Annotated in this window: 13 protein-coding genes and 2 tRNA genes; 7 read left to right on the top strand and 8 right to left on the bottom strand. The window is 64.6% G+C overall.

From position 1 onward, the window contains the following. Nucleotides 1–7 precede the first annotated feature (7 nt). Nucleotides 8–1,387: a YfcC family protein gene (locus ACDC67_RS02625; protein WP_376690337.1), complete on the bottom strand. Its 1,380-nt coding sequence runs from the start codon at nucleotides 1,385–1,387 to the stop codon at nucleotides 8–10. A gap of 41 nt (nucleotides 1,388–1,428) precedes the next feature. Next, on the bottom strand, nucleotides 1,429–1,764 hold the full coding sequence (locus ACDC67_RS02620) for a TraR/DksA family transcriptional regulator (RefSeq protein ID WP_376690336.1): 336 nt from the start codon (nucleotides 1,762–1,764) through the stop codon (nucleotides 1,429–1,431). A gap of 258 nt (nucleotides 1,765–2,022) precedes the next feature. Between ACDC67_RS02620 and ACDC67_RS02615 the strand changes: the two genes are divergently transcribed. From ACDC67_RS02615 to ACDC67_RS02595, 5 genes are all read left to right on the top strand, one after another. Then, a complete protein-coding gene (locus tag ACDC67_RS02615; protein ID WP_376690573.1) occupies nucleotides 2,023–3,306 on the top strand; it encodes an MFS transporter in 1,284 nt (427 codons plus the stop codon). 2 nt (nucleotides 3,307–3,308) lie between these two features. Beyond that, entirely contained in the window at nucleotides 3,309–3,446 is a 138-nt protein-coding gene (locus ACDC67_RS02610) for a hypothetical protein (protein WP_376690334.1), read from the top strand. Further along, nucleotides 3,443–4,213: a cobalamin-binding protein gene (locus ACDC67_RS02605; RefSeq protein WP_376690332.1), complete on the top strand. Its 771-nt coding sequence runs from the start codon at nucleotides 3,443–3,445 to the stop codon at nucleotides 4,211–4,213. The genes ACDC67_RS02610 and ACDC67_RS02605 overlap by 4 nt, the downstream gene beginning before the upstream one ends. An 89-nt stretch (nucleotides 4,214–4,302) precedes the next feature. Continuing rightward, nucleotides 4,303–5,664, top strand: a complete 1,362-nt coding sequence (gene rimO, locus ACDC67_RS02600; RefSeq protein WP_376690330.1) for a 30S ribosomal protein S12 methylthiotransferase RimO — start codon at nucleotides 4,303–4,305, stop codon at nucleotides 5,662–5,664. Between the two features lie 46 nt (nucleotides 5,665–5,710). Continuing rightward, nucleotides 5,711–6,193, top strand: a complete 483-nt coding sequence (locus ACDC67_RS02595; RefSeq protein ID WP_376690328.1) for a hypothetical protein — start codon at nucleotides 5,711–5,713, stop codon at nucleotides 6,191–6,193. A 69-nt stretch (nucleotides 6,194–6,262) separates the two neighbouring features. Here the strand turns inward: ACDC67_RS02595 and ACDC67_RS02590 are convergent, their stop codons facing one another. From ACDC67_RS02590 to ACDC67_RS02570, 5 genes are all read right to left on the bottom strand, one after another. Beyond that, nucleotides 6,263–9,577, bottom strand: coding sequence for an amidohydrolase family protein (locus ACDC67_RS02590; RefSeq protein ID WP_376690327.1), 3,315 nt, complete (start codon nucleotides 9,575–9,577; stop codon nucleotides 6,263–6,265). A 127-nt stretch (nucleotides 9,578–9,704) separates the two neighbouring features. Further along, nucleotides 9,705–10,634, bottom strand: a complete 930-nt coding sequence (locus tag ACDC67_RS02585) for a 5'-nucleotidase (RefSeq protein WP_376690325.1) — start codon at nucleotides 10,632–10,634, stop codon at nucleotides 9,705–9,707. A gap of 216 nt (nucleotides 10,635–10,850) precedes the next feature. Continuing rightward, on the bottom strand, nucleotides 10,851–11,609 hold the full coding sequence (locus tag ACDC67_RS02580; protein WP_376690323.1) for an NAD kinase: 759 nt from the start codon (nucleotides 11,607–11,609) through the stop codon (nucleotides 10,851–10,853). Nucleotides 11,610–11,615: 6 nt separating this feature from the next. Beyond that, nucleotides 11,616–16,568 carry an NAD-glutamate dehydrogenase gene (locus ACDC67_RS02575; RefSeq protein WP_376690322.1) on the bottom strand — a complete coding sequence of 1,651 codons (4,953 nt, stop codon included), beginning with the start codon at nucleotides 16,566–16,568 and terminating at the stop codon, nucleotides 11,616–11,618. A gap of 46 nt (nucleotides 16,569–16,614) precedes the next feature. Next, nucleotides 16,615–17,778 (bottom strand): acyl-CoA dehydrogenase family protein, encoded by a 1,164-nt coding sequence (locus ACDC67_RS02570; protein ID WP_376690320.1) that lies wholly within the window; start codon nucleotides 17,776–17,778, stop codon nucleotides 16,615–16,617. A 397-nt stretch (nucleotides 17,779–18,175) separates the two neighbouring features. On the opposite strand from ACDC67_RS02570, the gene ACDC67_RS02565 reads away from it, so the two are divergent. Both ACDC67_RS02565 and ACDC67_RS02560 read left to right on the top strand, forming a co-directional pair. Further along, nucleotides 18,176–18,262 (top strand) — tRNA-Leu (locus tag ACDC67_RS02565). Between the two features lie 79 nt (nucleotides 18,263–18,341). Beyond that, nucleotides 18,342–18,422, top strand: a tRNA-Cys gene (locus ACDC67_RS02560). Nucleotides 18,423–18,525: 103 nt separating this feature from the next. Here the strand turns inward: ACDC67_RS02560 and cysN are convergent. Further along, complete coding sequence (gene cysN, locus ACDC67_RS02555) at nucleotides 18,526–20,424, bottom strand: sulfate adenylyltransferase subunit CysN (protein WP_376690319.1); 1,899 nt, start codon at nucleotides 20,422–20,424, stop codon at nucleotides 18,526–18,528. Nucleotides 20,425–20,468: the final 44 nt, after the last annotated feature.

Here is a 20,468-nt window from a genome sequence, read left to right as displayed (position 1 = left end):
TGGGACATCACGAATAGCCCAGCCAGACGGCCGCCACCAGAACGATCGCCCCAGCCGCATAGAGCTTGAGGATCAGCGGCAGGCAGAACCGGAACCAGCTGGCGTAGGACACGCCGGCCACGCCCAGGATGCCCATCAGGATGGCGTTGGTGGGAATGATCATGTTGGTGAAGCCGTCGCCCATCTGGTAGGCGAGCACCGCCACCTGCCGCGGCACTTCGACCAGGTCGGCCAGCGGCGCCATCAGCGGCATCGTGACGTAGGCCTGCCCCGAGCCGGAAGGAATGAACAGATTGAGCACCGCCTGGATCAGCATCATGCCCACCGCGGACAGCTCGGCGCCGACCAGCGACAGCGGCAGCGACAGGTAGTGAACGATGGTGTGCAGGATCTGGCCGTCTTCCATGATCAGGGCGATCCCGCGGGCGATGCCCACCAGGATGGCCGTCTCGGTCAGGTCGCGCGCACCCTCGATGAACTTCTCCGAGGCAATGCTCGGCCCGAGACGCCCGATGGCAGCGGCCACCAGCCCGAGAATGAAGAAGGCCGCACCCAGCTCGTTCATGTACCAGCCGCGCGTGGCGATGCCCCACACCGCCACACCCAGCGCCGCCAGGAATGCGAACACGATGGCCACGTGGGTGGCGCGAAGACGGGGATAGTCCTCCGGCGGTTCGGCGCCCTCGGGCGGCGGCGTGTCACCGACCAGGCTGGCCGCCGGATCGATGCGAACCCGCTCGGAATATCGCCAGACATGATGCACCGCAATGAGCACGAACGGCAGCAGCAGACCGAGGCGCACCGGCCAGCCCGAATAGGTCGGCAGGCCGGCGATATCCTGGGCCACGACCACCGTGTACTGGTTGAAGGCGGCCACCCCGTAGCCGACACCGTATCCGGCGATGACCATGCCCACGGCGGTCATGGCATCCATGCGCATGGCCCGGCAAAGCGCGACGAGAATCAGCACGAACGGGATGTACTCACCCGACGAGCCGACGGCGCTGGATGCCAGCGCGAAGACGAACACGACCGCCAGTATGAGCATCGCCGGCCGGTCACTGAAGCGTTCCAGCAGGCGGCCGAGCAGCGCATCGATGGTGCCGGTCGCGCGGATGATGGCCAGCACGCCGCCGATGATGAACAAAAAGAAAATGATCGGCGCAGCGTCGGCAAAGGCGCGCGGAATGGCCGTGAACAGATCGAGCGGCCCGAGCAACTCGCGCTCTTCGACCACTTCGTACGACCCGGGGATCACCCGCCCGGTTTCCGGATCCTCGGCGAAAAACCCCTGCGGCACCAGCCAGGTCGCGACCAGCGCGGTCACCATCAGGAAGAACAGCAGGGCGAGCGTATGCGGAACGCGAAAGCTGCGGGTATCGTTCATGATCGAGCCTGAAAAAATTCCGGTTCGCGATTGTAACCGCGTCAGCGCTGCTCCAGCTCGCTGGCGCAGTCCAGGCACAGCGTGCTCGCCGGATCGGCGCGCAGCCGCGCCTCGGCGATGGGCTCGCCGCATTCGATGCATTCCCCGAATTCGCCCCGCTCGAGACGCTGCAGTGCGGCCTTCAGGCGCTGCAGCTGCTGCATTCGACGCCTCTCCGCATTCTTGGCCATCTCCTGACCCTGCAACGCGTCCATCCGGCTGAGCCGACCCTGCCGCGTCTGGTCGAGTTCCACCGTCGCCGTCGCCTCCCGGCTCGACTCGGCCCGGTCTTCGAGCTCGGCAATGCGCTGGCGTATCAGTTCTTCGAAGTCCGTCATCGGGTCATTTTAGGGCATTCCTCTAAAGCATTGTTCTTACCGCAGATGAACGCGGATGAACGCGGATGAAACAAAAAGAACAACACCAGCCTCCAGGGTTCGTTCCATTCTTTTTCATTCATCTGCGTTAATCTGCGTTCATCCGCGGTTCCATATCAATCACCACCCTCGATTACTCTCAACAATCGAGCCCGCAAGGAGCACGACCAAGTGGTCAGCCGCAAACGCGCGCCGGCGAAGGAGATCTTCGGCTGGGCGATGTTCGACTTCGCCAACCAGGCCTACACGCTGCTGATCATCACGGTGGTCTTCGGCGACCTGTTCACGCGCGTGATCGTCGGCGACGCGCCCGACTACCGCCTGGGCAACCTGCTGTGGAGCGTCGCGCTTGCGAGCTCCTACGCGCTGGTCGTGGTGGCCAACCCGATCTGTGGGGCCATCATGGATCACCGCCGCCGACGCAAGGCCTTCCTGTTCGCCAGCTACGTGCTCACCGTCATCGCCACGGCGCTGCTGTGGTTCGTCGAGCCGGGCTGGATCACGACGGCGATGATCCTGGTGATCGTGTCCAATTTCGCCTACGCCATCGGCGAGGGCTTCATCGCCAGCTTTCTTCCCGGCCTCGGGCCACGCAGGGATCTCGGCTGGATCTCCGGCCTGGGCTGGTCGCTGGGCTACATCGGCGGCCTGGTTTCGACCGCCTTCGCCCTGCTCTTTCTCGGCGAAGTCAGCCTGGCCAACTACGACAGCGTGCGCTGGGTCGGTCCGTTCGCCGCCGCGTTCTTCCTCGTTACCGCCCTGCCCACCTTCATCTGGATGAAAGAGCGCGGCGCCCGCCGCGCGCTCGCGCCCGGCGACAGCCCGGTGAGCGTCGGCTTCCGGCGCCTGCGCCGGACCTTCGAACACGTCCGGCATTTTCCCGACCTGCGCTGGCTGCTGGCCTCGATCTTTTTCAAGATGGCCGGCATCTACATCGTCATCAGCTTTGCCTTCATCTACGGCGCCCAGGTCATCGGCTGGGACGAATCCATCCGCATCGCCATGTTCGTGACCGTGCAGGTCACCGCCGCCCTCGGCGCGATCAGCTTCGGCATCCTGCAGCAACGGCTGGGTGCCCGAAAGACCTACCTGATGACGCTCTTCTTGTGGCTGACCGCCATCGCCGCCATCTGGCAGACCCCCGCGGTCGCCGAGCTGGCGCGTCAATGGCTGAACGTGAACTGGGAAGCGCAGCACGTCTTCCTGCTCGCCGGGCTGCTGGCCGGATTGAGTCTCGGCTCCTCGCAGTCGGCCGGCCGCGCCCTGGTCGGCCAGCTCACCCCGCGCGGCAAGGCCGCCGAGTTCTTCGGCTTCTGGGGCACGGCGGGCAAGCTGGCGGCCATCTTCGGCATCCTCGGGCTCGGTCTCCTCCAGGCCTGGCTCGGCCTGGCCACCGCCATCGTCTTCTGCCTGCTCCTGTTCACCGCCGCCATCGTTTGCGCCTGGCCCATCAACGAATCCCGCGGCCACCGCGCAGCCGATAGTTGGCGTGAAGCAAAATAGGCATGCAGAGCAAAACCGCTGACAAGAAAACCGGAACCACCGAATACACCGAAATCACCGAAAATTTGGTGTCTGCAAGTTTCGGTGCATTCGGTGTTTTCGGTGGTTCCATGGTTTTTCATGTCACGATACGGGCATGATGCGAATCGTCAGCCACACGTGCTCGAACACCGAAATCGTCTGCGCCCTGGGCCGGTCGGACTGGCTGGTGGGCGTCGACGATCATTCCGACTATCCGCCCGAAGTCGTCGAAAGCCTTCCGCGTATCGGCCCCGACCTGGACGTCGACGTCGAAAAGATTCTCTCGCTCGAACCGGACCTGGTGATCACCTCGCTGACCGTTCCGGGCCACGAGCGATGCCTGGAAAGACTCCAGCAGGCCGGACTGCCGCTTCTGGTCACACGCCCCCACACGCTTGCCGACGTGGCGGCTGATATCCGCCGTATCGGAGATGCCATCGACGCCGACGACGTCGCCGAGGCGCTCGCGGGACGATTCGAATCCGCCCTGGCAACGGAGGCGCCGGCACACGAGCAAGTTCCGATCCTGGTCGAATGGTGGCCCAAGCCGGTGATCGTGCCGGGACGCGATTCCTGGGTCAACGAGATGCTCGCCCTGGCGGGCGCGCGCAATCCCTGGGCCGACCGACCGGCGGAAAGCCTGGAAGTCGACGCTGAAATGGCCCGGCAGGCCGCCCCGGCAGCCATCGTCATGAGCTGGTGCGGCGTCGACGAAGCCAAGTACCGCCCCCACGTCGTGCGCCGGCGCGAGGGCTGGGAAAGCGTTCCGGCCATCGCCAACGACCGCATCTTTCCGATCAGCGAGGCCTGGCTGGGACGCCCGGGCCCGCGCCTGCTCGACGGAATCGAGAAGCTTCGAGAGATCGTTGAGAAGTGTGAAAGTTAGGCATCTAACGTCCAAAGATTTGGGTTCCGGCGACTCCCCGTAACCCGTAAACCGTAACCACTTAACACTTCAGAGTAGAATACGCCCCCATGACTCAGCCCGACACCGACAAGCGGCCATCCGTGGGCCTGGTCTCCCTCGGCTGCCCCAAGGCCCTGGTCGACTCCGAGGACATCGTCACGCGCCTGCGCTCGGAGGGCTACGACATCGTGCCTTCCTACGAAGACGCCGACCTGGTGGTGGTCAACACCTGCGGCTTCATCGACTCGGCCAAGGCCGAATCGCTGGAAAGCATCGGCGAGGCCCTGTCGACCAACGGCAAGGTGCTGGTCACCGGCTGCATGGGTGCTAAACCCGGCGACATCACCCGGATCCATCCCAAGGTGCTCGACGTGACCGGCCCGCACCAGGCCGAAGCCGTCGTCAAGTCCGTGAACCGGCACCTGCCCAGACCGCATGACCCGCGCTTCGACCTGGTGCCGCCGGGCGGCCTCAAGCTCACACCGCAGCACTACGCTTATCTCAAGATTTCAGAGGGTTGCAACCACAAGTGCAGCTTCTGCATCATCCCCTCGATGCGCGGCCGACTGGCCAGCCGTCCGCTCGGCATGGTCATGCGCGAGGCCGAGCAACTGGCCGAGCGCGGCGTACAGGAACTGCTGGTCATCAGCCAGGACACCAGCGCCTACGGCGTCGACCTGAAGTACCAGACCGACTACTGGCAGGGTCGCGAATACCAGACGCGGCTCTACGACCTGTGCGACGCCCTCGGCGAACTGGGCATCTGGGTCAGACTCCACTACGTCTATCCCTACCCCCACGTCGATCGCATTATCGGGCTGATGAATGACGGCCGCATCCTGCCCTATCTCGATATTCCCTTCCAGCACGCCAGCCGCTCGGTGCTCAAGGCCATGCGCCGGCCCGCAGCAGCCGAGAACACCCTCGAGCGCATTCGGGCGTGGCGTGAGCAGTGCCCCGACCTGGTGATCCGTTCGACCTTCATCGTCGGCTTTCCCGGCGAGACCGAAGCCGACTTCCAGCAGCTGCTGGACTGGCTCGACGAAGCCCAGCTCGACCGCGTGGGCTGCTTCAAGTACTCGCCGGTCGAGGGCGCCGCCGCCAACGAATTGCCCGGCGCGGTGTCGGAAGAAGTGGCGGAGTCGCGCTGGCACCGGTTCATGCAGCACCAGGCCGCCATCAGCGCCGGCCGACTGCAGCGCCGGGTCGGCGGCATCGAACCGGTGCTTGTCGACTCGGTCGAAGGTGACATCGCTATCGCCCGAAGCTACGGCGACGCGCCGGAAATCGACGGCCAGGTCGTCGTCTCGGGAGCAGGTTCACCCCGGGTCGGCGATGCGCTGATGGCGCGCATCATCCGGGCCGACGAATACGACCTGCACGCTGAAGCCGTCGACGAGCAGGAACTGAGCCGGTCGATGAACATCTAATCTTTCGGCCAATCCCCAAAGAACGATCAACTCCATGGAGACTAGCGTGAAAAAAACCATTTGCATTCTGAGTGTTGCCTTTCTGGCCGTCGGCTGCGGCTCCGACGAACCGGCGCCGGCCGAGGAGGCCAGCCAGCCTGCCCAGGAACAGCCCGCACAGGAATCCCGCGAGGTCGTTAGAAGAAACGAAGCCACGGAAGAAACCAAGCCGCTGCCGCGGCGCGATCGCGACGACCCCGAAAAGCGGATTCCCCGCATCGAGGGTGAAGCGAATGAAGAGGGTTACGGCCTGACCATGGTGGTCGACGGCTCCAGTCCCGAAGCCTTCCAGGAAAGCCTCGAACTGATCGCCATGGATACGTCCAGGGAACAGTACCAGGAGCTGGACGCCGCCTTGCGCTTCCTCGGCACCTACGATACGGCGGCGTGGTCGGGCCTGCCCAATCTCTACAAGACCCTCGACGGCATGACCGCCGAGGAAATCATCGAACGAGCCAAAGAGATGCGCGAAAAGCGCCGAAGCCGCTAAGCGACTTCGAAACCGGCAGTCACGCGACCCCGCCGGCCATTCCGGCGGGGTCGCGCATTCAAGCAGCAATCAATGGTGATGCCAGCCATGCTGCCGGCCAAGACCCTCGATGTAGTCCATCGTTTCGGACATCCAGGCGTCACCGCCGGCTCGCTCGAAGAAGAACGGCTCGCGTTCGACCGACTCGGGCAACAGCTGGTTCATCGTCGAGGCCTCGTATAGACGGCCATTGAGCATCGTGTAGACCACGTTCTGGCTCTGCTCGATATCGCCCAGCACATCGCCTTCGATCACGATCAGGTCGGCCAGCTTGCCCGCCTCGATCGAGCCGATATCCTCCCCCATGCCGAAGTACTCGGCCCCGTCGATCGTCGCACCGCGCAGCGCTTCCCAGGGCGAGAACCCGCCCTGAACCATGGCCCACATCTCCCAGTGCGCGGCCAGGCCCGCGAGCTGCCCGTGGGCGCCGATGACGACAGGAACACCCAGCTCGTTGAGCGCCCTGGCCTGCTCGGCGACAAAGACATGGTTGTAGTGCTCATCCGGCGCCGTCGGTCGGCGGATCGAGCGCGGCAGAACGATGAACTCGGGGACGAAGTTCAGCAGACGCTCGTTCTTCCAGACCTCGTAGCGGTCGTAGAAGTACTCCTCGCCCATCAAGCCGCCGTAGGCCACCGCGAAAGTGGGTGAGTACACCACCCCGGTCTGGCTCCAGAGCTGGCGGATGTCGTCGTAGGCGGTCTTGACCGACAGGCTGTGCTCGATGCCCGTATGCCCGTCGACGATCTGGTTGAGGTTCTGCTCCAGTCGCATGCCCCCTTCGGGCACCACCATCACGTCCAGGTTGCGGCCGGCTTCGAGTACCTGCTGGCGCTGGTCACGCCCGAGATAGTTGTAGCTCTTGACCGAGATCGCACCCAGCTCCTTCTGACGCCGGACGTGGAATTCCGCGTCCTCGTAGGATTCAACCTTGGCGGTGGCACCCGGCGCAAGGGCGCCGTAGAGAATCCGACCGGTCGACCAGATGCGCGGCGCCAGCACCTTGCCGGCGCGCTGCAGCTCGGCCATCGAGAAGATGGCGGCATTGTCGTTGGACGGGTCGTGAATACTGGTCACGCCGAAGGCCAGGTTGGCCACCTGGGTCCAGTTCTGCTGCGGCGTGATCTGGCGGCTGCTCATCGGGCCGTGGGCGTGTGCGTCGAAAAGGCCGGGCACGATGGTCTTGCCGGAGACGTCCACCGTCTCGAATTCCGGGGGAATCTCGACGGCGCCCCGCTCGCCCACCGCACGGATGCGATGGCCCTCGATCAGCACCACGCCGTCCTCGATAATCTCCTTCCGTTCCTGCGCATCGCGCATGGTCACCACACGCCCACCGACCAGGGCAATGCGCCCGTCGTGGCGATCGGACTCGAGCTCGAAGCCCAGCTCGATGCCCTCGGTCTCCGGTTCCGGCAATTCCTCCGGTGCGCCCTCGAGAAAGGCGAAGGCGTCGGTCAGCTCGCGCCGGTAGAGTGTGGCGCCGTGCGACCAGCCGACGGCCGAGCTGTCGGCACTGAAGTGCAGATGATCACCGGCGCGCGCGGACACCTGCCGCACCGGGAAGGCCGCGGCACTTCCGCCGACGGCAACCTTGCCACCGGCCGGGAAGAAGGGCGCCACGTAGGCGTTGTAGTGCTCCGTGAACGCAACCCAGCGGCCGTCGGGAGAGACGCGATACTCGGTGACCCACTCACCCTGCAGGTGCTCGCGCTCGTCATCGCCGCGCAGGTTGACGCTATGCAGGGCCAGGCCGTCGCCGGAGCCCTGCGAAAACAGGACGCGCTCGCCGTCGGCGGAAAACTGCGGATTGCTGCCGGAGTCGTGCAGGCGCCGCATGCCCTCGCCATCGGCCTCGGCCAGGTAAAGTCCGGTTCGCTCGGACCAGGCCGGGGACGTGAGGTAGCCGCCGGAGACGCGAACGAAGACGACGCGCTCGCCGTCGCGAGAAAACGACGGCTCGATGTAGTGACCCGGCTCATCGCTGATCGTTCTGGTGCGACCGCGCCCCACCGGCGTCACGCGCACCGAGCCCAGCTTCTCGTCATGCCAGGTGGTATAGACCACCGACCGGCCGTCGGGCGAGAAGCGCGGATAGAATTCCCAGTGCTCGTTCTGGTCGGTCAAGCGACGCCGGGTATCGCGTTCGAGGTCGTGCAGCCACAGATAGCCCATGGCCTGGGAGACCGCGTAACGCCCGTCCGGGCTGCGCTGCGTCCAGCGCGCCATGCGCACGGGAAAGGTCTCCGGCGAGACCTCGACCGATCGCTTGAGCGCCGGATGGATCTTCTTTTCGGCCACGACACGCACCTCGATCGCCTGGCGCGAGCCGTCGGTACCGACGCGGTGGAACTTGCCGCCGCTCCAGATCACGATTGATTCACCGTCGGGCATCCAGGAGAAACCGGGGAAGTTGCCCATGTCGCCGGAGGTCTCCTGCTTGTCGCGCTCGATACGCTCCAACAGCGTGCGTTCGATGCCCGACTCGAGATCCTTGACCATCAGCCGCGAAGTCAACTCGGTCGCATTGCGCCGCACGAAGGCCAGCTGGCTGCCATCGGGCGAGAGTACCGGTCGAACCGCGCCGCCGGGGCCGGAAACCACGGTCTCGGTCTCGCCGGTTTCGCGGTTGAGACGGCGAATGGCGAAGATGCCCTTGTTGGCATCCTTGTTGTATTCCCAGACCGAGCCGGAGGTCACGTCCTGGCTGTAGTAGACGTAGCGTCCGTCGGGGGAGAAGCGGGGCTCGGCGATGTTCTTCTGCGATTGCTCGCCGTGCAGGCGATCGACCAGGCTCACGCCCTTGCCGCCACCGCGGTGGTAGAGCCAGATCGAGCCGGCCGGAATGGAGCGCTGCGAGACGTAACCCTTGCGCGCGGCGATGTAGTCCCCGTCGGGGGACCAGGCCGGGTTGTGCAGCAGGTGGTCGCTTTCATCGCTGACCTGCTGCAGGTTGGAACCGTCGGCGTCCATGATCCAGATATTCTCGGCGCCGTCGCGATCCGACACGAAGGCGATCTTCTCGCCGTCGGGGCTGTAGCGGGGCTGGAAATTCCAGGCCAGGTCGCTGGTCAGCGCGCTCGCCTCGCCACCGTCGATGGCGACGGTGTAGATGTCGCCGAGCATGTGGAAAACGAGCGTCTCGCCGTCGGGATGGACGTCGACATCCGACCAGGTCACCTCGTCGGTATCGATCGTGATCGTCTCCCAGTCCCCCGGCGGTTCGGTCACCGACCAGTCGGCATAAGGGTCTTTCTCGGCGTCATCACCCTCCCCGTTCTCCTGAGCTAGTACAGGCATGGTCAGAACGAGCAGGAACAGCGTCAGTAGCAATCTATGCAACATTATTACTCTCTCAGGCAGTAGATGTGTTGAATCAAAACCTTTCTAAACGCAAAGACGCCAAGACGCAAAGTGGATAAAGAGCTTTTTGGAATTCTTTGCGTCTTCGCGTCTTTGCGTTTCAAGATTTTCAGGTTTTTTTCTCGTTGGCGACGCCGTGCGGCACGTGGCCGGTGGCGATCTCGCGGCTGGCCGGGCCGGTGTGCAGGGTCTGGTCGTCGAAGAAGATGTCGGCGCCGAAGGAGCGCAGGTAGGGCGTCTTCTCGCGCCCGCCGAGGAACATCGCCTCGTCGATGCGGATGCCCCAGGCGCGCAGCGTCAGGATGACACGCTTGTGCGCGGGCGCCGAGCGCGCGGTGATCAGCGCCGTGCGGATCGGGTTGTCTTCGAGCGGATAGGCCGACTGGATGCGCTGGATACCCTCGAGCACGCCCTTGAAGGGACCGGCCGCCAGCGGGCTGGCCGCCTGCGCGCGCTCGCTGGTGGAAAAGGCTTCCAGCCCCTGTTCCTTGTAGATGCGCTCGGCCTCGTCGGAGAAAATCACCGCGTCGCCGTCGAAGGCCAGCTTGAGCTGCTCGGACCGGTTCTCGCGAATGGCCGTGGGCAGGATCGTCGCCGCCGCATAACCGGCGATCAGCACACGCCGGACATCGTCCTCGTTGGCCGACAGAAACAGCTGCGCGCCGGAAGGCTCGATGTAGTCCGCTGGGCTGGCACCGTTGGTGAACACCGCGCGCTGGATGTCCAGGCCGTAGTGTTCGATCGAATTGAAGATCCGAAGCCCCGTGTCGGCGCTGTTGCGCGACATCAGGACGACTTCCACGCCCGGATGATTCATGCCGTCGTGGTTGAGGCGAAGCAGCTTCTCGGCCAGGTGGAAGGCCACGCCCTTGCCGAGAATCTCGTCCTCACGCTGGCGCTGGTACTGCATGTAGCGCTCCAGGCCCTGCTCCTCGAAGACCCGATGCGACTCGTCGAGGTCGAACAACGCCCGCGAGGAAATCCCCACGATCAAGGGACCCGGTTCGGCTTCGCTGGAGTTGGCCGGTTTGGCGGACATGGAGGGATTATAACGGGCGGGGAAAAGGTTTCAGGTTTCAGGTTTCAGGTTTCAGGTCGGCAGCCGCTGCGGGTTGGTGGGCGGCCTTGCCGCGATGTTTCTGTGCCACGTGGAAGGGGCATCCCTCAGATCCGGCAGGGGCGTTTCGCGGCGAAGCCGCCCCGCAATGATCCCGATTGCCGCCTGAAACCTGAACCCTGAACCCTGAAACCTTCTTCACTGAAAAAACTGCTCGGAAAGAATCCGCTCTTCCAGCGAATGCTCGGGATCGAACAGCAACCGATGCGTGATGTCGCGCTGCTGGCGGACGTCGACCCGGGCGACGTTGCGCACTTCATCGTAGTCCGCCGTGGCGCTCACCGGACGTCGCTCGGGCTGGATCACTTCGAACCGCACTTCCGCGGAGGCCGGCAGGATGGCGCCCTGCCAGCGGCGCGGGCGGAAGGGGCTGATCGGCGTGAGCACGACCGCTTCGGTTCCCAGCGGCAGGATGGGGCCGTGCGCGGAAAGATTGTAGGCGGTCGATCCGGCCGCCGTGGCCAGCAGCACGCCGTCGGCGACCAGGCGCTCGACCCGCTCTCGACCGTTGACCAGGATGCGGATATGGGCCGCCTGGTTGGTCTGGCGAAGCAGCGCAACCTCGTTGATGGCCACGGCGCGATGGGTCGCGCCTTCCTGGTCGGTGGTCAGCATCTGTAGCGGGTTGAGAACCACCTCGCGCGCGGCGGCGATTCGCTCGGGCAACTCGTCCTCGGCGAAGCGGTTCATCAGGAAGCCGACCTCGCCCAGTCGCATCCCGAACACCGGCAGGTTGCGGTCGACGTGCTCGTGAAGGGTATGCAGCATGAAACCGTCGCCGCCGAGGACAACCAGCACCTCGGCGTCGTCGAGCGCCACGTCGCCATAACGCTCGCGCAGCGCCCGGGCCGCCTCCTGGGAACCGGGATGGGCGCTGGCGAGCACGGCCATTTTCATTGGCCGCTACCCATCGGTTGCGTGCAGCAACTGGCCCAGGCCGTTGACGGCAACCTGGAGCACGGCGTAGTCACGCGTGGCCGTGTTGCGCATCTCCTCGAGCATCAGGCTGATGCGATCGACGGCCTCGGCGTGGCGGCGCATCCAGGCCCTGACCGGTTCGGGCTCGTCCCCGGCCTCGCTCAGGATACGACGCGTGAGTTCACGGTGGTGGCGATAGAGGTCGTCGCGCAGGTGACCGCGCGCGTGCGCATGCCACTGGCGCTCGACCGGCAGCTCCTCGACCTGCATACGCAGCCACTTCAGGCACAGGTGATCGAACAGGCGGAAGTAGATGCGCGCCACGTCCTCGACTTCCAGGTTCTGCATACGCGCCTCGTCGACGATATCCAGGGCCGAGAAGGCAAAGCGCAGGCCGGCGACCTCCGCGGCAATGTCCTCGGTGAAGCCGGCCGCGACGAGTTCATCGCGTCGCGACTCCAGCGCCTGGCGCAGATCGCCCTGGAGCATCTCGGGCAGGGCCTTGCGGTAGCGGGCTATGCCGGGCGCGAAGCGGTCGACCTTGCTCGAGATATCGATCGAGTACCCGCCGGGCAGCGTGATGACCCTGCGGGTGACCTGCCGCAGCAGGTTCCACATCTCCAGCTGGGCATCGAGCTGGATGCGCGCGGGCACCTTGTTGTCCAGCGATTCAATCTTCTGCCAGAAATCGCGTGCGGCGAAGATCTCGCGAGCGACGGTGTAGGCCTTGGCCGCCATGGCGGAGCTCGCGCCGGTATCCTCGCGGATACGCATCACGAACGGCGCGCCCATGCGGTTGACGATGCTGTTGGTCACCCGGGTCGCAATGATTTCTCGCCACAGACGATGCTCCGGCATCAGGTCGCTAAAGCGCTCGCCAAGCGGCGTTGGGAAGTAGTCCTTCAGCTCGGCGGAAAGGTAGGGATCCTCGGGTACGTCCGAGTCGAGCAGATCCTGGTAGAGCGTGATCTTGCTGTAGGAAAGCAGCAGCGACAGCTCCGGACGCGTCAGGCCCTGGCCGCGGGCCACGCGCTCGCGCAGTTCCTCGTCGTCGGGCAGCTGCTCCAGGTCCCGGTCGATCACGCCCTGGTGTTCCAGAACGGCAATGAAGTGAGCCTCCGCGCCGAGCCGATCGCTGGTGATCGACTCCATCATGCTCAGCGCCTGGTTCTGCAGGTAGTTCGAACGCAGCACCAGGTCGCTGACTTCGTCGGTCATTTCCGCCAGCAGCGCGTTACGTTGCTCGAGGCTGATCATCTCGCGCTCGACTGCCTCGTTGAGCAGGATCTTGATGTTGACCTCGTGGTCCGAGCAGTCCACGCCGGCGGAATTGTCGATGAAGTCGGTATTGATCCGTCCGCCGCGCCGCGCGAATTCGATGCGCCCGCGCTGAGTCAGACCCAGGTTGCCGCCCTCGCCCACCACACGGGCACCGATCTCGCTGCCGTTGATCCGCACCAGGTTGTTGGCCAGGTCGCCGACGTCGGAATGAGCCTCGGCCTCGCCCTTGACGTAGGTGCCGATGCCGCCGTTCCAGAGGAGATCGGCCGGCGCCTTGAGCAGGGCCCGGATCAACTCGTGCGGCGCCAGGGCCTTGGCGTCCACGCCCAGCCACTCGCGCACTTCGTCGGAAATCTCGATCGACTTGGCCTGGCGCGAGAACACGCCGCCGCCGCTGGAGATCAGCTTCGCGTCGTAGTCGGCCCAGGTCGTTCCCGGCGTTTCGAACAAGCGCTTGCGTTCCTCGTAGCTGGCCGCCGCGTCCGGATCGGGGTCGAGGAAGATATGCATGTGGTTGAAGGCGCCCCGGAGGCGTATATGCTTCGACAGCAACATGCCGTTGCCGAAGACGTCGCCGCCCATGTCGCCGATGCCGACGCAGGTGAAATCCTCACGCTGCGTATCGAGCCCGAGTTCGCGAAAGTGCCGCTTGACCGACTCCCAGGCACCCTTGGCGGTGATGCCCATCTTCTTGTGGTCGTAGCCGTTGGAGCCGCCGGAGGCGAAGGCATCGCCGAGCCAGAAGCCGTGATCGGCGGATATGGCGTTGGCGATGTCGGAAAAGGTTGCCGTTCCCTTGTCCGCGGCGACCACCAGGTAGGGGTCGTCATCGTCGTGGCGCACCACGTCGCGCGGCGGCACCAGGTCGTCGCCTTCGAGATTGTCGGTGATATCGAGCAGGCCGTTGATGAAGCTGCGATAGCAGTAGACCACTTCGGCCATCATCGCCTCGCGGTCGCCCCCTTCGGGCAGTTGCTTGGCCACGAAACCGCCTTTGGCGCCGACCGGAACGATCATGGTGTTCTTGACGTTCTGCGCGCGCATCAGTCCCAGCACCTCGGTACGGAAGTCCTCGCGGCGATCCGACCAGCGCAAGCCGCCGCGAGCGACCGGGCCGCCGCGCAGGTGAACACCCTCGACGCGCGGCGAATAGACCCAGATTTCCCGGTAGGGCCGCGGCTGGGGAAGATCCGGCACCCGCGACGAGTCGAGCTTGATGCTGAGATAGTCGTGATACTCGCCGCGCGGATCGCGCTGGTAGGCGTTGCTGCGCAGCGCCGCGCGGATCAGGTCGCAGAACCCGCGCAGGATGCGATCCTGGTCGGCGGAGCTGACCGAATCGAGCGCGCGCAGGATGGTCTTGCGCATGACCAGTTCCGTCTCTGCCGAGGGATCGGACTCGCGCGCCTGGCAGACCTCGTCCAGGTACTCGCAGAGCACATCGTCATTGAAGGTTTCGCGCAGCTCCCGACACTGGGATTCGAGTTGCTTTCTCGCGCTGCTCCTGTGCTGCCGCCGCTCGTCACGCCGCGCCGGATCGAAGCGCATTTCGAAATATTCGACCAGCAAGCGGGCGACCAGGGGCCAGGCGGCCAGGGTCTGCTCCATGTAGGTCTGCGAGAACGGCATGCCGGTCTGGAGCAGGTACTTGCAGCAGGCGCGCAGCAGGTTGGCCTGGCGCCAGTCCAGGCCGGCCAGCATCACCAGGCGGTTGAAACCGTCGTTCTCGCAGCGCCCGCGCCAGATCTGCTCGAAGGCCTGCTGAAACTTGTCCCGGACGCGGTCGAGATTGACCTCGCCGTCGTTGGGCGGACGCATGTCGAAGTCCTGGATCCACACGCGGTGGCCGTCGGAAACGGTCAGCTCGTAGGGGCGTTCCGACACGATCCGCATGCCCAGGTTCTCGAGCATCGGCAGCACGTCCGAAAGCGGCAGCGGCGAGCTGTGCTTGAAAATCTTGAAGCGCAGCAGGCCCGAGCCGCGGCGCCGCGGCTTGTACAAGCTCAAGCGCAGATCGTCGAGATCGCGCAGCTTCGAAACGTTGACGACGTCGTAGCTGGCAACGTTGGGCGAAACGTCGTCGGCATAGGACACCGGAAAGGCGCGACCAAAGCGCCGCGACAGCTCCAGGCCGTGTTCCTCGCCATGTTCGCGCACCAGGATCTCCCTGAGCTCGTCGTCCCAGGAGCGGATGGCCTGCTTGATCTTCTCTTCGATCGACTCGATGTCGAAATCGACCGTGGCCTCTCCCTTGGGACGGACCACGAGGTGGACTCGCGCGAGTTTCGACTCGCCCACCTGCACCGCGAAATCCAGGCGCTCGCCCTTGAGCGAGCGCTTGATGATGTTCTGAATCTTCTCGCGGTTCTCGGTATTGAATCGGTCGCGCGGAATGAACACCAGGCAGGAGAAGAATCGGCCGAAGCGCTCGCGCCGAACGAACAGACGCGTCTGGCTTCGTTCCTGCAGGTCGAGAATTCCCATCGCCATTTCCAGCAGGTCTTCGCTGGAGGCCTGGAACAACTCGTCGCGCGGCAGGGTCTCGAGAATGTGCATGAGCGCCTTGCCGGCATGGCTACCCGCCTGCAAGCCCGACATCTCGACCACGTCCTGGACCTTGCGCCGCACCAGCGGCGTGTCCTGGCAGCGCCGGATGTAGGCGCCCGATGTAAACAGCCCGATCAGGCGCTTCTCGCCGGTGACGTTGCCGTCATCGTCGAAATACAGCACCGAGATGTAGTCCATGTAGCCACCGCGGTGGACGCTGGACGTGGCGTTGGTCTTGGTGATGATGATCGGGTCGTCGGGCGAAGGCCTGTTGCTGCCGTGCCCCAGATCGGCGAGCGCACGAACCGGCGCCTCCCGGTGTTCGGGGTGCATGATGCCCAGCCCGCTGTCGGGGACCGCGCTCAGCACCCGGCCGTCGTCGCCGTCCTCGATGACGTATTCGCGGTAGCCGAGAAAGGTGAAATGATCGTTGGCCAGCCATTCGAAGAAGTCCTGCGCTTCGCGGCGCGCCTCTTCGGAAAGCGCGGCGTGCGTTCTGGGCAGTTCGCTGGCGATCTCGTGCGACCGTGCAAGCATTGCTTTCCAGTCTGCAACCGCTCGCTGCACATCGGCCAGCGCGGCAAGGATCCGCTTCTCGATCTTCGCCAGCATCTCGGGATAGTTCTGGCGGTCGACCTGGAGATGCATCATCGACTCCGGGCGGCCGGATTCGGCACCGCTCTCGCCGTCTTCGGAAAGCTGCATCAGGTGCCCGCCCTGATCGCGCACGACCCGCATGACCGGGTGAATGATCAGGTGCGCCGAAATACCGAGTTCGGACAGGGCCAGAACCACCGAGTCGACCAGGAAAGGCATGTCGTCATTGACGATCTCGATGATCGTATGGCTCGACTCCCAGCCATGGCGGTCGGCGTGCGGGTTGTAGACGCGAAAGCGAATCTCGTTGCCCACCCGCTGGCGGGCGAGTTCAAGGAACCCGGTCGCCAGCGCGGCCAGATCCTCGACCGACATGTCCGACACTTCCGAAATGGGCATGCGCCGGAAAAGGCGCCGGACGAAGCCCGAGCCAAGCTCTCGCCCCTCCGCGCGCGCCACGATGGCGCTGACCTGCTCGAGGATCTGTTCCTTCTTTTCGTGACTGTGACTCATCCGATCAATTCCTGATGCTATCCACACCCCCGCACTGAAAAGCGATTCAGCGCAAGCCGCTTTCGGTACGCGCGATCACCATGCGCTGGATTTCGCTGGTGCCCTCGTAGATCTCGGTGATCTTGGCATCGCGGAAATAACGTTCCACGGGCATCTCCTTGCTGTAGCCCATGCCGCCGTGGATCTGGACCGCCTGGTGGGCAATCCACATTGCCGCTTCGGATGCAAACAGCTTGGCCATGGATCCGTCAAGGGTGAAGCGCGAACCGGTTTCGGTCGCCTTCATCTTGGCCCAGGCCGCTTTAAGTGTGAGCAAGCGGGCCGCTTCCAGCCGCGTCTTCATGTCGGCCAGCTTCGACTGGATCATCTGGAAGGTGCCGATCTCCTGGCCGAAAGCCTTGCGCTCGCGGGCATAGTCGAGACTCGCATCGTAGGCGGCCTGCGCGATGCCGACGGCCTGGGCGGCGATGCCGATGCGCCCGGCGTCGAGCACACCCATGGCGATCTTGAAGCCCTGGCCCTCATCGCCCAGGCGGTTCTCGACCGGGCACTTGTAGTCAGTCAGTTCGATCTCGCAGGTGGCGGAGGCACGGATGCCCAGCTTGGGCTCGAGCTTGCCGCGGTGGAACCCTTCCTGCTCTGCATCGATGATGAAGGCGCTCACACCACGCGCACCCGCATCCGGATCGGTCATGGCGAACAGGACCAGGTAGCGCGCCACCGGCCCGGAGGTGATCCAGGACTTGCGCGCATTGATCACGTAATGGCTGCCGTCGTCGCTGAGCACCGCGCGCGACTTCATGTTGGCCGCGTCCGACCCCGAGGCCGGCTCGGTCAGGGCATAGGCGCCAATCTCCTCGCCGGCGGCCACGGCCCGCACGTAGCGCTGCTTCTGCTCTTCCGTGCCGTGCTTGAGGATGCCGTTGCAGAACAGGGAATTGTTGACCGACATGATCGTGCCATGCGCCGCATCGGCCGCCGATACCTCCATCATCGCCAGGGCATACCCGATGGTGTCCAGGCCGGCCCCGCCGTATTCCTCGGGCACCTCGATACCCATCAGGCCAAGCTCACCCATGCGCTGGATCGTGGCGAGCGGGAACTCGCCCGATGCATCGAATTCATGCGCAATCGGAGCAATCTCGTCACGGGCGAAATCGCGTGCAGCAGCCTGGATCATCTGCTGTTCATCGGTCAGTTGAAAGTCCATTGGAATCGCTTTCCCGGCTTGTGAAAACAGGCCCGGGATTATACCCCGAAGCCCGCCTTCAACAGGTCGAGACCTGCCCCACGGACGCCGATTCCACCGCTCCGGGCGCAGCGATTCGGGCGATTTCCTCGCCGCGAGGCGCATGGGAATGAGAACTGGTTCACGTTCCGGAAAACTCGTGCTTGACACCGCGCGGCGCCCCCGTACAATCGGAATCTCCGGACCGGGGTTCCCCCCTTCCCCATCCGGATCGTGGCCCAGGTTCCCCCCTTGCCTGGGCCACACCTAATCCGGCGGCCGGAGTGCACACACTCCGGCCGCCTTCTTTTAGGCGGGGAAAAGACGAAAACAGTTTGGAAAACAGCGCAGCTTGAACTATAATGCCGCGCTTCCACCGGCCCAGGTGGCGGAATTGGTAGACGCGCTAGCTTCAGGTGCTAGTATCCGAAAGGATGTGGGAGTTCGAGTCTCCCCCTGGGCACCATCTTATTTCCCCAAGACCCGCCGCCTCGTGCACCTGAAGCTGCATGAACAAATCGCGGAGCGCGTGCGGTTTTGCGCGCAGCGCAAAGAAGCGCGCGCGGAGCACCGCAACCGCTAGTATCCGAAAGGATGTGGGAGTTCGAGTCTCCCCCTGGGCACCATTAACACCCCCACTTTCAGCAGCCTCGTGCACCTGAAGCGACTCGAAACCAATCGCGGAGCGCGTGCGGTTTTGCGCGCAGCGCAAAGAAGCGCGCGCGGAGCTCAATGCAAAATCCCGCGCCCCTTGAGGAAATCGAGCACCACATCGACCCCCTCCTCGACGGAAAGCTTCTCGGTATCGACGACGATCTCGGCGTGCTCGGGCGGCTCGTAGGGCGAATCGATGCCCGTGAAGTGCCGAATGGCCCCCGCCCTGGCCTTGGCGTACAGGCCCTTGGGGTCGCGCTGCTCGCACACTTCGAGGCTGGCCTTGACGTGAATCTCGACGAACTCGCCCGGCTCCATCAGTTCCCGAACCATGGCGCGGTCGGAACGAAACGGCGAAATGAACGCCGTCAACACGACCAGGCCGGCATCGGCCATCAGGCGGGCCACCTCGCCGATCCGGCGGATGTTCTCCACTCGGTCCTCGTCGGTAAAGCCCAGGTCCCGGTTGAGCCCGTGGCGCACGTTGTCGCCGTCGAGCAGGTAGCTGTGATGGCCGCGCTGGAACAAGGCCTGCTCGAGCGCGTTGGCCACCGAGGACTTGCCGGCGCCGGACAGGCCGGTAAACCACAGCACGGCCGGGCGCTGGGCCTTCTGGCCGGCACGCTGGGTCTTGTTGATCTTGTGCTCGTGCCAGACCACGTCGCGCGACTTGTCGGCCAGGGTGTCGGTGACCGGCCGCACGATCATGCCCGCGCCGACCGTCAGGTTGCTGATGCGGTCGATGACGATGAATGCGCCGGTCTGGTGATCTTCCTGGTAGGTGTCGAACGCCGCCGGCCCGCCCAGGCGCCAGCGAACCAGCCCGATCTCGTTGAGCCCGAGCTGCTCGACATGCTGGTGCTCGAGGCTGTTGACGTCGATGCGGTGGTGCACCAGCTCGGGAATGGCGCTGAGCGACTTCGGCCCCATCTTGATGTCGTACTGCCGCCCCGGCAGCAGGGGTGAATCCGCCATCCACACGATCCGCGCATCCAGCGCCTCGGCCACGCGCGGACGAGCCTGCGGGGCAACCAGCAGGTCGCCGCGGCTGATGTCGATTTCGTCGGCCAGGGTCAGGGTAACCGCCTGCCCGGCACTGGCCGAATCCAGGTCGCCGTCGAAGGTCACGATCCGTTCGACCTGGCTCTGACGCCCGGACGGCATGACCATCACCGGCGCTCCGGGCGCGATGCGCCCGCGCGAAACCGTGCCGGAAAAACCCCGGAAATCGGAGCTGAGACGATTGACGTACTGCACCGGCAGGCGGAAATCGCCCTCGGGAAGCATCTCGCCGACCGGCAGGGTCTCGAGCAGCTCGATCAGGGTCGGCCCGTCGAACCAGGCGAGGTTGTCGCCTTTGAGCGTGACGTTGTCGCCGCCCAGCGCCGCGACCGGCAGGAACTGCACGTCGCCGAACTCGAGCTTGTTGGCAAAGGCCCGGTAGTCCTCGCAGATGGCCTCGAAGCGCTGCTGGTCATAATCGACCAGGTCCATCTTGTTGACCGCCAGGATGACCTTGTCGATGCCCAGCAGCGACACGATGTAGGAATGGCGCCGCGTTTGCGTCTGGATGCCCTTGCGCGCGTCGACCAGAATCACCGCCGCATCGGCCGTCGACGCGCCGGTGGCCATATTGCGCGTGTATTGTTCGTGGCCCGGCGTGTCGGCAATGATGAACTTTCGCCGGGCGGTGGCGAAGTAGCGGTAGGCCACGTCGATGGTGATGCCCTGCTCGCGCTCGGACTGCAGGCCGTCGACGAGTAGCGCCAGGTCGGCTTCCTCACCCGTCGTCCCCCACTTGCGCGAGTCACGGGTGACCGCCGACAGCTGATCTTCGTACACCTGCTTGGAGTCGAACAGCAAGCGGCCGATCAGCGTCGACTTGCCGTCGTCGACCGATCCGCAGGTGATGAATCGAAGCAGATCCTTGCGTGAATCCGCTGCCAGTACCTTTTCGATTTCGAGTTCAGCCATGAATGTCCCGTTCGAAGCTCGTCTTGCGGCGCGCGAAACCGCCC

It is taken from the genome of Wenzhouxiangella indolica (assembly GCF_042310355.1).
Taxonomy (GTDB): domain Bacteria; phylum Pseudomonadota; class Gammaproteobacteria; order Xanthomonadales; family Wenzhouxiangellaceae; genus Wenzhouxiangella.
The sequence above is the reverse complement of the archived record's forward strand: the minus strand, read 5'-3'. Positions and strand labels throughout refer to the sequence as shown.

Coding starts and splice junctions, on each gene's coding strand:
- ACDC67_RS02625 (WP_376690337.1), bottom strand. CDS start 1,387: ATGAACGATACCCGCAGCTTTCGCGTTCCGCATACGCTCGCCCTGCTG.
- ACDC67_RS02620 (WP_376690336.1), bottom strand. CDS start 1,764: ATGACGGACTTCGAAGAACTGATACGCCAGCGCATTGCCGAGCTCGAA.
- ACDC67_RS02615 (WP_376690573.1), top strand. CDS start 2,023: ATGTTCGACTTCGCCAACCAGGCCTACACGCTGCTGATCATCACGGTG.
- ACDC67_RS02610 (WP_376690334.1), top strand. CDS start 3,309: ATGCAGAGCAAAACCGCTGACAAGAAAACCGGAACCACCGAATACACC.
- ACDC67_RS02605 (WP_376690332.1), top strand. CDS start 3,443: ATGATGCGAATCGTCAGCCACACGTGCTCGAACACCGAAATCGTCTGC.
- rimO (WP_376690330.1), top strand. CDS start 4,303: ATGACTCAGCCCGACACCGACAAGCGGCCATCCGTGGGCCTGGTCTCC.
- ACDC67_RS02590 (WP_376690327.1), bottom strand. CDS start 9,577: ATGTTGCATAGATTGCTACTGACGCTGTTCCTGCTCGTTCTGACCATG.
- ACDC67_RS02585 (WP_376690325.1), bottom strand. CDS start 10,634: ATGTCCGCCAAACCGGCCAACTCCAGCGAAGCCGAACCGGGTCCCTTG.
- ACDC67_RS02580 (WP_376690323.1), bottom strand. CDS start 11,609: ATGAAAATGGCCGTGCTCGCCAGCGCCCATCCCGGTTCCCAGGAGGCG.
- ACDC67_RS02575 (WP_376690322.1), bottom strand. CDS start 16,568: ATGAGTCACAGTCACGAAAAGAAGGAACAGATCCTCGAGCAGGTCAGC.
- ACDC67_RS02570 (WP_376690320.1), bottom strand. CDS start 17,778: ATGGACTTTCAACTGACCGATGAACAGCAGATGATCCAGGCTGCTGCA.
- cysN (WP_376690319.1), bottom strand. CDS start 20,424: ATGGCTGAACTCGAAATCGAAAAGGTACTGGCAGCGGATTCACGCAAG.